Origin of the sequence: Mesorhizobium sp. B2-3-4 (assembly GCF_006442315.1) — a bacterium.
In the GTDB taxonomy this organism is placed as follows: Bacteria; Pseudomonadota; Alphaproteobacteria; order Rhizobiales; family Rhizobiaceae; genus Mesorhizobium.
Genome location: NZ_VFVY01000011.1, coordinates 127,158 through 142,095, shown reverse-complemented (window position 1 = coordinate 142,095; position 14,938 = coordinate 127,158). Strand labels below are relative to the sequence as shown.

Annotated in this window: 15 protein-coding genes; 11 read left to right on the top strand and 4 right to left on the bottom strand. The window is 65.0% G+C overall.

All coding sequences use genetic code 11. The features are described from left to right. The first annotated feature begins 5 nt into the window (after window positions 1–5). The 8 genes from flgK (at window position 6) to FJ967_RS18100 (ending at window position 7,870) form a co-directional block, all read left to right on the top strand. The gene (gene flgK, locus FJ967_RS18135; protein WP_140733190.1) at window positions 6–1,460 is read left to right on the top strand and encodes a flagellar hook-associated protein FlgK; all 1,455 of its coding nucleotides are present in this window, start codon (window positions 6–8) and stop codon (window positions 1,458–1,460) included. 3 nt (window positions 1,461–1,463) lie between these two features. Continuing rightward, window positions 1,464–2,507, top strand: a complete 1,044-nt coding sequence (locus FJ967_RS18130) for a flagellar hook-associated family protein (RefSeq protein ID WP_140733189.1) — start codon at window positions 1,464–1,466, stop codon at window positions 2,505–2,507. 28 nt (window positions 2,508–2,535) lie between these two features. After that, on the top strand, window positions 2,536–2,883 hold the full coding sequence (gene flaF, locus FJ967_RS18125; RefSeq protein ID WP_140733188.1) for a flagellar biosynthesis regulator FlaF: 348 nt from the start codon (window positions 2,536–2,538) through the stop codon (window positions 2,881–2,883). Further along, a complete protein-coding gene (gene flbT / locus FJ967_RS18120; protein ID WP_140733187.1) occupies window positions 2,880–3,323 on the top strand; it encodes a flagellar biosynthesis repressor FlbT in 444 nt (147 codons plus the stop codon). Before flaF ends, flbT begins: the two co-directional genes overlap by 4 nt. Next, window positions 3,323–3,730 carry a flagellar hook assembly protein FlgD gene (gene flgD / locus FJ967_RS18115; RefSeq protein ID WP_140733186.1) on the top strand — a complete coding sequence of 136 codons (408 nt, stop codon included), beginning with the start codon at window positions 3,323–3,325 and terminating at the stop codon, window positions 3,728–3,730. The genes flbT and flgD overlap by 1 nt, the downstream gene beginning before the upstream one ends. A 13-nt stretch (window positions 3,731–3,743) precedes the next feature. Then, window positions 3,744–4,010 carry a flagellar biosynthesis protein FliQ gene (gene fliQ / locus FJ967_RS18110; protein WP_013893193.1) on the top strand — a complete coding sequence of 89 codons (267 nt, stop codon included), beginning with the start codon at window positions 3,744–3,746 and terminating at the stop codon, window positions 4,008–4,010. 179 nt (window positions 4,011–4,189) lie between these two features. Next, on the top strand, window positions 4,190–6,058 hold the full coding sequence (gene asnB / locus FJ967_RS18105) for an asparagine synthase (glutamine-hydrolyzing) (RefSeq protein ID WP_140733185.1): 1,869 nt from the start codon (window positions 4,190–4,192) through the stop codon (window positions 6,056–6,058). Between the two features lie 168 nt (window positions 6,059–6,226). Beyond that, entirely contained in the window at window positions 6,227–7,870 is a 1,644-nt protein-coding gene (locus tag FJ967_RS18100; RefSeq protein ID WP_140733184.1) for an MFS transporter, read from the top strand. A gap of 22 nt (window positions 7,871–7,892) precedes the next feature. On the opposite strand, the gene FJ967_RS18095 is transcribed toward FJ967_RS18100, so the two are convergent. From FJ967_RS18095 to FJ967_RS18085, 3 genes are all read right to left on the bottom strand, one after another. Beyond that, window positions 7,893–9,674: a chloride channel protein gene (locus tag FJ967_RS18095; RefSeq protein WP_140733183.1), complete on the bottom strand. Its 1,782-nt coding sequence runs from the start codon at window positions 9,672–9,674 to the stop codon at window positions 7,893–7,895. A gap of 163 nt (window positions 9,675–9,837) precedes the next feature. After that, the gene (locus FJ967_RS18090; protein ID WP_140733182.1) at window positions 9,838–10,350 is read right to left on the bottom strand and encodes a cupin domain-containing protein; all 513 of its coding nucleotides are present in this window, start codon (window positions 10,348–10,350) and stop codon (window positions 9,838–9,840) included. A 24-nt stretch (window positions 10,351–10,374) separates the two neighbouring features. Further along, window positions 10,375–11,103, bottom strand: coding sequence for an NAD(P)-dependent oxidoreductase (locus FJ967_RS18085; RefSeq protein WP_140733181.1), 729 nt, complete (start codon window positions 11,101–11,103; stop codon window positions 10,375–10,377). 62 nt (window positions 11,104–11,165) lie between these two features. Here FJ967_RS18085 and FJ967_RS18080 point away from each other — a divergent pair, with 62 nt between their 5' ends. After that, window positions 11,166–11,645, top strand: a complete 480-nt coding sequence (locus FJ967_RS18080; protein WP_140733180.1) for a MarR family transcriptional regulator — start codon at window positions 11,166–11,168, stop codon at window positions 11,643–11,645. 41 nt (window positions 11,646–11,686) lie between these two features. Here the strand turns inward: FJ967_RS18080 and FJ967_RS18075 are convergent, their stop codons facing one another. Continuing rightward, complete coding sequence (locus FJ967_RS18075; RefSeq protein ID WP_140733179.1) at window positions 11,687–11,986, bottom strand: putative quinol monooxygenase; 300 nt, start codon at window positions 11,984–11,986, stop codon at window positions 11,687–11,689. 115 nt (window positions 11,987–12,101) lie between these two features. Here FJ967_RS18075 and flhA point away from each other — a divergent pair, with 115 nt between their 5' ends. Together flhA and fliR are read left to right on the top strand one after the other, a co-directional pair. Further along, window positions 12,102–14,189, top strand: coding sequence for a flagellar biosynthesis protein FlhA (gene flhA / locus FJ967_RS18070; protein WP_140733178.1), 2,088 nt, complete (start codon window positions 12,102–12,104; stop codon window positions 14,187–14,189). Beyond that, window positions 14,186–14,938 (top strand): flagellar biosynthetic protein FliR, encoded by a 753-nt coding sequence (gene fliR, locus FJ967_RS18065; protein ID WP_140733177.1) that lies wholly within the window; start codon window positions 14,186–14,188, stop codon window positions 14,936–14,938. The genes flhA and fliR overlap by 4 nt, the downstream gene beginning before the upstream one ends.

Sequence of the window (14,938 nt, the reverse complement as noted above, 5' to 3'; positions counted from 1 at the left end):
CCAGCATGTCGCTTTCCTCCGCATTGAGTATCGCCCAATCGGCGCTTCTGGCCACCTCGCGGCAGACAAGCGTTGTCACGCGCAACGTCTCGGACGCCTCCAATCCGGACTATACGCGCCGCATCGCCGTCGTCTCCAGCACGACGCCGGGCGCCCGGGTGGTCGATATCCAGCGCGTGACCAACGACCTGCTGTTTCGCCAGAATCTCGGCGCGCTGTCGGCCTATAGCGGCCAGAACGCGCTCTACAGCGGCATGGATCAGCTGAGCGTGGCGGTCAATGGCGTCGACAATGCGTCCTCGCCCTCGACGGCCATCGCCAATCTGCAGCAGCAGCTGCAGCTTTACGCCACCTCGCCGTCCAACCAGAATCTCGGCTCCACGGTCATCGACGCGGCCAAGCAGGTCGTGCGCTCCCTGAACGAAGGCTCCAAGGCCATCCAGGACTTCCGCACCCAGACCGACGGTCAGATCGACACCGCTGTCAAAGATCTCAATTCGTTGCTCGGCCAGTTCCAGGATGCCAACCAGGCCGTCATCTCCGGAACCCGTTCCGGCACCGATGTTTCCGACGCTCTCGATCAACGCGACGCGCTGCTGAAAAAAATCGCCGACTATGTTCCGGTCTCGACTTTCACACGCGGCGACAACGACATGGTCATCACCACTGGTGACGGCACCACATTGTTCGAGACCATCCCGCGCACGGTCAGCTTCACGCCGTCGGCCGGCTATGCCGCCGGAGCCGCCGGCAACACCGTCTATATCGACAACGTCCCCGTCTCGGCGGGTGCCGGCGCCAATACCAGCGCCAGCGGCAAGCTTGCCGGCTTGCTGCAGCTGCGCGACGGCGTTGCCTCGACCATGCAGGGCCAGCTCGACGAGACCGCGCGCGGCCTGATCACGGCCTTCGCCGAGACCGCGCCTTCGCAGCCCAACGCCGCCGGCCTGTTCACCTGGCCCGGCGCGCCGGCCGTGCCGGCCGCGGGCACGCTGGTCAACGGCCTTGCCGGTTCGATCAGCATCAACGCGGCGATGGATCCGAGCGTTGGCGGCAACCCGACATTGCTGCGCGACGGCGGCGCCAATGGTGCTGCTTATGTCGCCAATACCGATGGCGGCGCGTCATATTCCAGCCTCCTGGTTGCCTATGGCGACCGGCTCGACCAGCCGATGACGTTCGATTCCGCCGCCGGAATTTCGGCGACATCAAGCGTTTCCGACTACGCCGCCAATTCGATCGGCTGGCTCCAGGCCATGCGCCAGCAGGCTTCGACCGCGTCGGACGCCAAGGAAGCGCTGGCCCAGCGCAGCGCCGAGGCGCTCTCCAATGCCACCGGCGTCAACGTCGACCAGGAAATGTCGTTGATGCTCGATCTCGAACATACCTATCAGGCGTCGGCCCGGATGATGAAGACCGTCGACGATATGATGACGGCCCTGTTGAACGCGGTGGGATAATCCATGACCTCAGTCTCCTCGGCCGCCCTCACCAACGCCATGCGCTACCAACAGATGCGCATGCAGGCGGACCTCGTCAAAGCCACCAAGGAATCGTCGACCGGCAAGGTCGCCGATGTCGGCCTTGCGCTCGGCGGCCGCACGGCTCAGTCGGTCACCTTCTCGCGTGACCTCGACCGGCTGAACGTGGTCATCGATTCCAACGGACTGGTCGCCGCCCGGCTTTCCTCGACCCAGACTTCGCTCGGCCAGCTTTCCACCGTGGCGCAGACTTTCCTGTCCAGCCTGACCACCGCTTCGTCAGGCGACAACTCCGACAGCCTGACGCAATCCAATGGCCAGACGACGATCCAGCAGCTTGCCTCGATCCTCAACACCAGCGTCAACGGCGAATATCTGTTCGCCGGCACCAACACCGACGTCAAGCCGATCAACGACTTCACGGCGGCTGGCTCACCGGCCAAGGCTGCCTTCGATGCCTCCTTCGTCGCCAAGTTCGGCTTCGCGCCCGATGATCCGGCCGCGGCCGACATCACCGCCGCGCAGATGGACGACTTCATCACCAACGACGTCACGCCGCAGTTCCTCGGCGCCGGGTGGCAGACCAATATGTCGAATGCCACCGACCAGCAGATCGTCAGCCGCATCGCGCTCAACGAAACCACCGCGACCTCGACCAGCGCCAACAGCGACGGCATCAAGAAGCTCGCCATGGCGGCGGCAATGGTTTCGAGCCTGATGTCCACCAACATCAGCCAGGCTGCGAAAGGCACGATTGTCAGCCGTTCCGAATTGCTTGTCGGCGAGGCGCTGAGCGGTATCGGCCAAGTCCAGTCCGAAACCGGCATCGTCCAGAAGCGGGTGTCCGACGCCAGCGACCGCATGAAGACGCAGGTCGACCTGTTCGAGCGCCACATTCTCGATCTCGAGGCCGTCGACCCGGCGGAAGCCGCGACCCGCGTCGCCAATCTGACGCAGCAGATCGAGAACTCCTTCGCATTGACGGCGCGCCTGCAGCAGCTCAGCCTGCTGAATTACCTGACCTGACAACCCTAGCGGACCGGTAGAGCCAACGATGTACCAATTCTCCTACGCCGACATCCAGAGCAACTCCGTCTCGGATGCCAAGGATCGCGAGCGGGAGCTCCTGACCCGCTCGATCGACATGTTGTCGGCCGCCGCCGCGGCCGGCCAGGATTCGATGGAGGCGGTGGAGGCGCTGCATTTCACCAACCGCGTCTGGACCGCCTTCGTCGAGGACCTTGGCTCCAGCGACAATGCGCTCCCCAAGGAATTGCGCGCCAACCTGATCTCCATCGGCCTGTGGCTGCTGCGCGAGGCCGAGGACATCCGCCAGGGTCGCACCAACAATTTCGAGGGGCTGATCGAAGTATCGCAGATCATCCGCGACGGCATTCAATGACCAACACGCTGAAGATATCCCTGAAGCCCAACGAGAAGATCTATATCAACGGCGCGGTCATCCGTGTGGACCGCAAGGTCACCGTCGAGCTGATGAACGATGTGCAGTTCCTCCTCGAGAGCCATGTGATCCAGGCCGACGAGGCGTCGACGCCGCTGCGCCAGCTTTACTTCATCGTCCAGGTCATGCTGATGAACCCCGCCGGCGCCGATGAAGCACGCGAAATGTTCCGCCGCTCGCTGCCGCTGCTCATTGCCAGTTTCGAAGACGCCGGGATCGGCAGCGCACTGAAGCAGATCGACCGAATGGTCGGTGAGGATCATATCTATGAGGCCTTGAAGGCGATCCGTTCGCTTTATCCTCTCGAACGCCGCGCGCTTGGCGGCAATGACGATGTTCCGGGCGCCGCGCGCCCGATGGCCGTGGGAGCACGATACTAATGACCGTGGACATGACGACGACGATACCGGTTGGCGCCAACCAGACCACCACGCAGACCTCCAAGACCGCCGTCGACTACAACTCGTTCCTGAAGCTTCTGATCGCCGAGATGAAGAACCAGGACCCGACCAAGCCGATGGATTCGACGCAATACGTCGCCCAGCTCGCCACCTTCTCCCAGGTCGAGCAATCGGTGCAGACCAACACCAAGCTCGACCAGATCATGCAGTCGTCGGCGCTGTCGCAGGCCGACGCTCTCATAGGTCGCAACATCACCTCGGCCGATGGCAAGACCACGGGCACGGTGGCGTCGGTCACGCTTGGCAGCAACGGCCTGATCGCGGTGCTGCAGGATGGCACCACGGTCCCCGTCGGCGCGGGCGTGTCGATCAAGCCGGCGAGCTAGGCCTGACGCCCACATGAACGAGGCCGACGCTCTCGACATCGTCCAGTACGCGGTGTGGACGGTGCTGACCGCGTCCGCGCCGGTGGTGCTGGTCGCCATGGCGGTCGGCATCGGCATCGCCCTCATCCAGGCACTGACGCAGGTCCAGGAGATCACCTTGACCTTCGTGCCCAAAATCGTCGCCATCATGCTGGTGGTGGCGCTCACTGGCCCCTTCATCGGCGGTCAGATATCGGCCTTCACCAATGTCATATTCGAGCGCATCCAGAACGGCTTCTGAACGATACCCGGAAGGGTCGCTCGACCGACTTCCATACAGACTTGCGCCCGGATGGAACGCTGCTTGCAGGCGGTGGCGTTGCGGCTAGAGTGCCGTTCCATGATCCGGCAAATTGTCGGCCGACATAGCGGTATTGTCTCGATGGCGTCTCGCACACCCCTCAACCAGGCCGGCACGCCATGTGCGGCATAGCCGGCGTCTGGCGCAAACGCGATCCGATCGGCGGTGGCGACATCGCCGACGTCATCAGCATGATGCAAGCGCTGGCCCATCGTGGGCCGGACGACCATGCCAGCTGGAACGACAGCCGGCTGGCACTGGGTCACCGCCGGCTCTCCATCATCGACCTGTCGGCGCAGGCACGCGAGCCGATGCTCACCGCCTGTGGCCAGGGCGTGCTGGTCTACAATGGCGAGGTCTACAATTATCGCTCGCTGCGGGACACGCTGCAGGCTGAAGGCAGACGGTTCCGGACGGTTTCTGATACCGAAGTGGTTCTCGAAGCGCTGCACCATTGGGGACCGGACAAAGCCATCCCGATGTTCGACGGCATGTTCGCGATCGCCTATTTCGACGCCCGTGCCGGCGCCCTGTGGCTTTCGCGCGACCGTCTCGGCATCAAGCCGATGTCGGTGGCCGAGACGGGGGAGCGGATCCTGTTCGCCTCCGAGGACAAGGCGATCCTGGCCTGCGATGGCGTCGCCCGGACCGTCGACGCGCGCGAGATGACGTTGCGCCTCGCCTGGCAGAGCCGTGATTCCTGTTCCAGCCTGTTTCAGGGCATAGAGCGGCTGCCGCCGGCGGGCCTATGGAAGATCAGTGATGCCGGCGTCGAGAAGCGCTGTTTCTGGCATGTCCTCGATGTGCTGGAGGCTGGCCGCATCGTCGGCGATAGAGCCACCGACGCCGAGCACATGGCAACGCTGGAAGCGCTGATCGAGGACAGTGTCAGGCTCCATTGCATCGCCGACACCAGCCTGGCCGCGGCCTGCAGCGGCGGCGTCGATTCGGGCCTCGTCACCACGCTGGCCAAACGCTTCAGGCCGGAGATGACGGCCTATGTCGTCGATCCCCGCATTGGCCACAGCGAGGCCGGCGACGCTCAGCGCACCGCCAGCCACGCCCAGGTGCCGCTGAACAGGGTGCCGGTGGACAAGGACCGGTTCCTCGACCTCTGGCCAAGGACCATATGGCATCTGGAAAGCGACGGCTGGCATGCAAGCCATGTCTGCCTGCTCGCGCTCGCCGAACAATGCCGGGCCGATGGCGTCAAGGTGCTGCTCACCGGCGAAGGCGCCGACGAACTCTTTGGCGGCTACGACTGGCAGGAAGCCAGCCTGAAATTGTGGCGGCCCTGGTCCTGGCCGGGTCGGCTGTTCCGGTCCAGGCAAAAACTCGCCCGCAGGTTCGAGCGCCAGCGCCATGCCCCCTTCCGGACAGCGCTCGGTTTTGCCCATGGCTGGGATCGCAACGCCGTGCTCAGGGCGCTCTCGCCGGAATTGAATTTCCTCCAGGCAAGGATCTTCGACCGGCTGGAACCGGTGACGCCGCTTGGCGATCGCGCCTTCCTGGGATGCTGCCTTCACGACATGTATTCGCATCTGCAGGACCTGCTGAACCGGCATGACCGGCTCAGCATGGCAGCCTCGGTGGAACTCAGGGTGCCGTTCCTCGAAAACCGGCTGATCGACTTCGCGATCCATCTGCCCCGGCGACACAAATACCGCCAGAAGCAGGGAAAATGGCTTCTGAAGAAGGTAGCGGAAAAACACATTCCGCTTCAGAACGTGAAGGCCAGGAAGAACGGTTTCCAGGTGTCCGCGAGCTTTACCGCCGGCACCGAGACCTTGTTGGATGGTGGCTTTCTACGCGATGCGATGAAGTGGCCGGCATCTTCGGTCGCGGACCTGATAGACCTGGCCAGGCGCGACCAGCCGTCGAGGCTTCGGCTGGTGGGAATGGAGCTTTTCCTGCGTCTCCATGCCGGCGGCCAGTCCGCCAGCCAATTGAGCGAAGCTCTGCATGCGGCCGTGGCCGCGGCGCGCTAAGGGCAGGCCAGGCGTCAATAGGGCGGCGTGGCCCTTCGCTATCCCCTTGTTGGACCATGATCTTCCTTGCAAGGCATTCGCCCTTTGCACCGCGATGCCATAGTTTCGGCAAATCATGCGGGGAAACGGATTCCCGCAAGGATCAGCGCGCCGTGGCAGGAACCATCCATGATTGACGAAAAGCCGGATAGCGAAAGCGTCTCGGCGCTGGCGCCGTTCCGGCATGGCATCTTCCGGGCCGTATGGGGTGCGAGCCTCGTCTCCAATTTCGGCGGCTTGATCCAGGGCGTCGGCGCCGCCTGGATGATGACCACAATCGCCACCTCGCCCTACCAGGTCGCCCTGGTCCAGGCCTCGACCACCTTGCCGATCATGCTGTTCGCGCTCGTTGCCGGAGCCATTGCCGACAGCTTCGACCGTCGCAAGGTGATGCTTGTCGCCCAGACCTTCATGCTGGTCGTCTCGGTGCTGCTGACCGTATTCACCTACTACAATCTGCTCACTCCCTGGACGCTTCTGGCCTTCACCTTCCTGATCGACAGCGGCACGGCGCTGAACAGCCCGTCCTGGCAGGCTTCCGTCGGCGACATGGTGCCGCGCAACAAGGTGCCGGCGGCCGTTGCGCTCAACTCCATGGGCTTCAACCTGACGCGCAGCGTCGGCCCGGCGATCGGCGGCATCATCGTGGCGGCGGCAGGTGCGGCGGCCGCCTTCGCGGCGAACGCGGTCAGCTATATCGGCCTCATCGTGGTGATGGCGCGCTGGAAGCCCAACGTGCCGGCGTCGACCTTGCCGCGCGAGTCTCTCGGCGCGGCCATGGGCGCCGGCCTGCGTTACGTCGCCATGTCGCCCAACATCGGCAAGGTGCTGGTCAGGGGCGCCGCCTTCGGCTTCAGCGCCGGCGCGGTGCTGGCGCTGTTGCCGCTGGTAGCGCGCGACGTCGTCAAGGGCGACGCCTTGACCTACGGCATCATGCTGGGCGCCTTCGGCATCGGCGCCGTCGGCGGCGCGCTGATCAGCGTGCGGCTGCGGCAACTGCTCTCCAGCGAGACGATGGTGCGCTGCGCCTTCGCCGGCTTCGCGCTCTGCGCCTTCAATGCGGCCGTCAGCCAGCATGCCTGGCAGACCTCGCTCGGTCTTCTGGTCGGCGGTGCCTGCTGGGTGATCGCGCTGTCCCATTTCAACGTCACCGTGCAGATGGCGACGCCGCGCTGGGTGGTCGGCCGGGTCCTGTCGGTCTACCAGACCGCCACCTTCGGCGGCATCGCGCTGGGCTCATGGATCTGGGGTGTCGTCGCCGACGCCCATGGCGCCGAGACGGCGCTGATCGCCGCGGCGATCGCCATGCTGGCCGGCGGCGCCATCGGCCTCGTCCTGCCGCTACCGCAGCAGCAGGTGCTCAACCTCGATCCACTCAACCGCTTCAAGGAGCCGCACCTCGCCCTCGATCTCAAGCCGCGCAGCGGTCCGATCGCCATCATGATCGAATACATCATCCGGCACGAGGACGAGGGGGAATTCATCGCCACCATGGCCGAACGCGGCCGCATCCGCCGCCGTGACGGCGCCCGCAACTGGACGCTGGCGCGCGATCTCGAAAATCCGACGATCTGGATCGAGCACTACCACACGCCGACCTGGCTTGAATATGTCAGGCACAATGGCCGCATCACCCAAGCCGACGCTATGGTCGGCGAACGCCTGCGGGCGCTGCACTCAGGCGACGAGCCGCCGCGCGTGCGCCGCGTCATCGAGCGCCCGACGACAGCCGGCACGACGCTGGTGCCGGCAAAGGGACCGATCGAACACTGACGGGGCCCTGGAGCCCCGAACGCTACCCCTCGCCCGACAGGTCCCGGCGCGCCTTTTCGAGTTCCTCGGCATAGCGCCGCATCAGATGGCCCTCGGTCAGCAGCCCAAGCACGATGTGGTCGGCAAAATCCTCGACGACGGCCAGTTCCTCGGCGCCGGCGCGCTGGAAGGTTTCGGCGGCGGCCTGCACGTTCATGCTGGGCACCAGGACGGCGTCCTTGTATTGCGCCAGATCGCGCACCGGCACCTCGCCGCCGGAGGGATCGCTGTGCAGTTCGGCCACGATCAGGACGCCGACATATTCATCCCCCGGATCGACGGCGATGACGCGCTGAGCCGACCCCAACGGGATTTCCTTGCGGAAGGCGGCAAGCGTGGTCGAGGCATCGATGGTCTTGATATCCTCGCGCATCATCGAGCCGACGGTGAGGCTGCGCATCCAGCCGACATCGTGGGCGCTGCGGATCGTCTCGCCGCGCAGATGGAAGCGCCAGGTCGAGAACGAATAGCCGAAGGTTTCGCGGACCAGGATGGCCGCCATGATCGAGGCGGCCAGCACCACGCCGGTCAGCGTCAGGTCGCGGGTCGATTCCAGTGCCAGGAACGTCATCGTCAGCGGACCGCCGACGACACCGACGGCAAGCGAGGTCATGCCGACGACCGCGGCAACCGAGGGATCGATGCCGGTTGCCGGTGAAACCAGCGCCATCACGCCCGCGAACGCCTTGCCGAGCAGCGCGCCGAGAAACAGCGAGGCAAAGAACAGTCCGCCGCGAAAACCGGACCCCAGCGAGATGGCCGACGCCGCCAGCTTCAGCACGAAGACGCTCGCCACCACCGCCAGCCCGTAATTCATGGCGAACTCGCGATGCAGCGCGCCATGGCCGCTGGACAGCACCTGCGGCGTGATCAGCCCGAGCAGGCCGACCAGCACGCCGCCGATGACCGGGCGCAGCGAGGCATCGACCGACAGCCTGTTGAAGCCGCGCTCGATCAGCGTCACCAGATGCATGATGGCGATCGAAGCCGCGCCGCCAAGCAGGCCGAGCAGCAGGAACGGCACATACTGGCTGGCGGTGAGTTGCGGCAAGCCTGAAAGCTCGAGCGGGAACGGCACGCCGCCGAACACTTCCGCCGTCAGCGAGGCGCAGATCGCCGCGGTCATGACCGGCGCGACATTGGCGACCGAATAGATGCCGATAACCAGCTCGAAACCGTAGAAGGCGCCGGTCAGCGGCGCGTCGAAGGCGGCCGCGATGGCACCGGCGGCACCACAGCCGACCAGGACACGGACATCGTTGCGGCGCAGCCGGAAGGCCCGCGCCAGCCTTGAGGCGACGCCGGAGCCGACCTGCGTATAGCCGGCTTCCAGTCCGACCGAAGCGCCGAAGCCACTGGAGATCATCGTCTGGGCGACGATGACGGACGTATCGGTGAGCGACATGCGCCCGCCATAGAGGGCGTTGGCCTCGATCGGGTCGACCGGGGTGCGAAATCGCCGCTTTCTCAGCCAGATCACGCTCAGGCCGAGCAGGATGCCACCGATTGCCGGTATCGCCGCCTGCATCGGATTTGCGAGCGAGAACATGCCTGACAGCCGGCCGCCGGGCTGAACACCGAACAGCAGCCCGTGCAGATCCTGCACGATCTGGCTCATTGCCGTAACCAATATGCCCGCCATGACGCCGACGGCGCCCGCCAGGATGACCACGGCGATGCCGCGCGCCTCGAGGAGAGGAACTGACCTCAAAAGCACAGCGCGCAGCCGACGGGCGTAGACTTGGGGTTGGTTTCTGGAAAGCACCGGGGCGGCTCGCCGATATCAAAGGCAACGGAAGACCCGCCTGATACGCCGAGCGGCACGTCGTGACAACCACAATGCCGACATCCAAGGCGCCAATATGGCCACGAAACCGCCCGATCCGGCCTTTCCCGTCCTGGAGGTGGAGAGCAACCGGTCCGTGCGGTCAGTCCGGGATCGTCAGTTGTCCGCAATCGTCGTCGGCAATGAAGGTCGCCAGGAGTTCGGCGGGCTCGGTGGTGCTGGCATTCTCGGCGAAGAGATGGATCGCGCCGGGCGGCTCGAACCAGGTCTGCCCCTGCGTATAGGTGCCGACGGGGCCGCCCGCCAGTTGCGAGCGCAGCGTTCCCTTCAGCACGAAGGCGCTCACCGAGCCCGGATGCCGGTGGCGGGGCGTATAGGCGTTTGGCGGGAACGCGACGACGACCGTGGTGATCGACTTTCCCGGTACGTTCGGGAGTTTTTCGCAGGAGACCGGCGTGATCACGGTCTTGGGCCGAGCGGCGGCGGGGCTGCCCTCGGCAGCGCCGTCCATGTTCATATGCGATTCCACGCCAACCGGTACGACGCCGGTCAGACCCGGTCCGGCCCATTTTGCCGCCAGCGCGAACAGCACCGCGACGGCGCTCACGGCGATCATGGATTGGCCGGTGCGCAAACGGGCTCGATTGCTGATCATATCTATGTCTCCAGGCCGGTTGGTTCAGGCAGGCCAGCGGAAATCGGCGCGCCAGCAGAGCTCCTTGATCGCCTTCAGTGTCGAGACCGCTGCATTGGGTTCGGCAATGTTGAAGGCGCCGGGCGAGCCCTTGTCCAGCGCAAGCAGCGCCGCATAGGCGGCCGCGTCGACATGCAGCGGCGAGCCGCCGCCGGGCGCATCGGCACCGGTGCCCGGGCCATAGAGCTGACCGTAGCGCAGGACGACGCCGGCGAGCGGCGCGCCGAGCACCGCCTTTTCCAGCGCAATGACGCCGCCGACGCTGATGGCGCGATTGCCCTGCGCCTCCGCATCGAGCGGGTCGCCTTCGGCATGCGGCTGCGGGCCGGGCGCATAGGCCCACGCAATGCTCTGCGCGACCAGGCGGCCAGCGCCGGCGGCCTTCGCCGCGTCGACCAGATTGCGCGTGCCCTCGTCGCGGATGCGGGCATTGCGCATGATCGCCCCACCCATCCTGGCCGGGTCGAGACCCGCCGGCAGGTCGGTCAACTGGTGGACGACGATGTCGGGGCGGGCGCCAAGCATCGCACGCGACAGCGCCGCGGCGTCGAACACATCCACAACCACGGGTTCGATGCCAAGGGCTTCCAGCCTGGCGGCCTTGTCGGCATTGCGCGTTGTGCCCGTCACCTGATGACCGGCGGCCAGGAGCTGCGGGATCAACCGCTGCCCGATGGCGCCCGAAGCGCCTGCAAGAAAAATTCGATGACCCATCGTCACGCGCTCCTTATCGACATATTATCAGTGTTCGAACAAAATATAAGAGCTCTGACATTATGCGCAAGCCGGAATCGTCCCCATCAATTCCCGCCCCGGGTGAAGGCAAGCGTGGCGAGGAGGGTTATCTCGGCTATCTCCTGCGCCAAGCGGCCGGCGCCCATCGGCTGAAGGTCGACCGCGCACTCGCCGATCTCGGGGTGACGCAGCCGCAATTCGTCACGCTGACCATGCTGGCCGCCTATCCCGGCCTCTCCAATGCCGATCTTGCCCGGCTGGCGCTGCTCACACCGCAAACGCTCAGCGTCATCGTCACCAATCTTGAGCGGGCCGGCTCGCTGCTGCGCAAGCCGCACGCCGTGCACGGCCGCATCCAGCATATCGAGCTCAGCGCCACCGGGCAGGCCCTGCTGCGGCAATGCCGGGACCGTGTGCATGCGATCGAGAGCGAACTGACCGCCGGTCTCTCTGCGCCGGAAGAACGCGCTGTCAGGCGCTGGCTGGTCGGCGTCGCGACCGCCGACACGACGGAGGCCTGATTGCTTGCCGACGGCAGGCGCGGATCCGCAAGCCGGACCGCTCAGGTCGGCATTGGTTCACCGGCCTCGTAGAGCACGAGCTTGCGCTCGCCGATGCCGAGCCCCGGCCAGCTCGCCCGCCAATCGGCAAGATGCGGCGCGCGAAAATGCGCATCGAGCGCGGCCTTGTCGCTCCACACTTCCGTGACCCTGATCAAGCCGGGATCGAATACATCCTGCGAATAGGAATATTCGAGGCAGCCGGGTTCGGCGCGGCTGGCCGAGACCATGCGTTCCATCGCGGGCCTTGCCTGGTCGAGCCTGTCGGGCGGCAGGCGGATCGTACCGATGATCAGGAGCATGGATCGTCCTTCCACGAGAGAACCGTGTTGCCAGTCTCCCACCCTCGCGCAAGCTTGACCAGCTACCCTCGCCAGGCTGTCGCATGCTCGGCAGCCCATGGGTTTGAGGACGAGAATGGCGATCAGCGAAAGCATCCAGCCCGGCGCGGTGGCCAAGAACGGCCGCGACATCTTCTTCGCGCTCGGCATTGTCGTCATCCTGGCCGTGCTGTTCCTGCCGATCCCGGCCTTCCTCATCGACATCGGGCTCGCCTTCTCGATCGCGCTTTCGGTGCTGATCCTGATGGTGGCGCTGTGGATCCAGCGGCCGCTCGATTTCTCGTCTTTCCCGACCGTGCTGCTCATCGCCACCATGCTGCGCCTGTCGCTCAACATCGCCACCACGCGCATGATCCTGTCGCATGGCAATGAGGGCACGCACGCCGCAGGCTATGTCATTGCCGGTTTCTCCAAGCTGGTCATGGCTTCGGACTTCGTCATCGGCCTGATCGTCTTCATGATCCTGATCGTGGTGAATTTCATCGTCATCACCAAGGGCGCCACCCGTATCGCCGAGGTCGGCGCGCGCTTCACCCTCGACGCCATCCCCGGCAAGCAGATGTCGATCGACGCCGATCTCTCGGCCGGCATGATCGACGACAAGACCGCGCAGCTGCGCCGGCGCGAGCTCGAAGAGGAATCCTCCTTCTTCGGCTCGATGGACGGTGCGTCGAAATTCGTGCGCGGCGACGCCATCGCCGGCCTCATCATCACCGCCATCAACATCGTCGGCGGCATCGCCATCGGCTATCTCCGGCATAATATGGGCATGGGCGAAGCCGCCGACGTGTTCATCAAACTGTCGGTCGGCGACGGTCTCGTCACCCAGATCCCGGCACTCATCGTCTCGCTCGCGGCCGGCCTGCTGGTTTCCAAGGGCGGCACGCGCGGCTCGGCCAACCAGGCGGTGTTCGGCCAGCTCGGCGCTCATCCACGCGCACTCTACGTGGCGGCGGCGCTGCTGGTGCTGCTCGGCCTGATGCCCGGCCTGCCCTTCTTCCCCTTCTTCGCGCTGGCCGGCGGCATGGCCGGTCTCGGCTACGTCATCCCGATGCGCCACAACCGCGCCGTCGCCGAAGCCGAGGCGCTGAAGAACCAGGAGAAGGCGACAAAGGCCGAGGAGGAGAAGAATTCGGTCAAAGCCTCGCTCGCCACCGCCGAGATCGAACTCCTGATCGGCAAGCAGCTTTCGACCCGGCTGCTGGTCTCGCATCAGGAACTGGTCTTCCGCATGTCCAAGATGCGCAAGAAATTCGCCCAGCAATACGGCTTCGTCGTACCGGAAGTGCGTGTCGCCGACGATTTCGCCATCCCCCCGAAAAGCTACCAGATCAAGGTGCATGGCACCGTGGTCGCCGAATACCAGATGCGCGTCGGCGAAATCATGGTGCTGCTCGGCAACCGCGACATACCCGATATCCCCGGCGAGGAAATCCGCGAGCCGGCCTTCGGCATGCGCGCCTATTCCGTCATGGAGACCTTCGCCGAGGATCTGAAGCGCGAGAACTTCACCTTCGCCGACAACATGTCGGTGCTGCTCACCCATCTTTCGGAAGTCATCCGCAACAACCTGCCCCAGCTCCTGTCCTACAAGGACATGAAGGCGCTGCTCGAACGCCAGGACCAGGAATACCGCAAGCTCGCCGACGAGATCTGCACCACCCACATCTCTTACCCCGGCCTGCAGGCGGTGCTGAAGCTGCTGCTGGCCGAGCGCGTCTCGATCCGCAATCTGCATCTGATCATCGAGGCCATCGCCGAGATCGCGCCGCATGTGCGCCGCACCGAGCAGATCGTCGAACATGTGCGCATCCGCATGGCTCAGCAGATCTGCGGCGACCTCTCCGAAGGCGGCGTGCTCAAGGTGCTGCGTCTCGGCAACCGCTGGGACCTTGCCTTCCACCAGAGCCTCAAGCGCGACGCCAAGGGCGAGGTGCGCGAATTCGACATCGATCCGCGCCAGCTCGAGGAGTTCGGCCAGGACGCCACCAAGGCGATCAAGAAGCATCTCGAGGCCGGCGAGCGCTTCGTCCTCGTCACCGCACCCGATGCCCGTCCTTATGTGCGCATGATCATCGAGCGGCTGTTCACCACGCTGCCGGTGCTCTCCCATGTCGAAATCGCCAAGGGCGTCGAGATCAGGGTGCTCGGGACGATATCGTGAGCGTTCTGTCGCAAGCGGTCGTCATCGCAGCGTTCCTCGCCTTCTGCCGCATCGGCGCCTGCTTCATGCTGATGCCGGGCCTGTCGAGCGCCCGCGTGCCCGTCCAGGTCAGGCTGTTCGTGGCGGTCGCGGCCACCGGCGGCCTGCTCGCCTTCCTGTGGGACAAGATCTTTCCCTTCGTCGATCCACGCCCGCAGATCCTGGTGCCGATGATCATCTCGGAGCTTCTGGTCGGCGGGCTGATCGGCGCCATGACCAGGCTCTACATGGAAGCGCTTCGCTTCATGGGCGCGGCCATCGCCATGCTGATCGGTTATGGCGGCTCCGGCGGACCGGCGATCGAGGAACCGGAGCCGCAGGCGGCGCTGGCCGCCATCATTTCCTTCTCGGCGCTGTTGATGCTGTTCGTCTTCGACTTCGACCACGAGATCGTCCGCGCGCTGGTGGCGTCCTACACGGTCGCGCCGATCAACGTCTTCTTCAATCCGCAGGCAGCCCTGGTCGACATCACCGACACCGTGTCCGACACGTTCTTCCTGGTCATCCGCCTCGGCAGTCCGTTCGTCGCCTATGCCATCCTCGTCAATCTGACGATCGGCTTCGTCAACAAGCTGACGCCGCAGATCCCGATCTATTTCATCTCCCAGCCTTTCGTCATCGCCGGCGGCATGCTGATCTTCTATTTCGCCGTCGGCACCATGCTGTCGCTGTTCGTCGACGGCTTCGTCGACCTGACGCTGGCGAGGTGA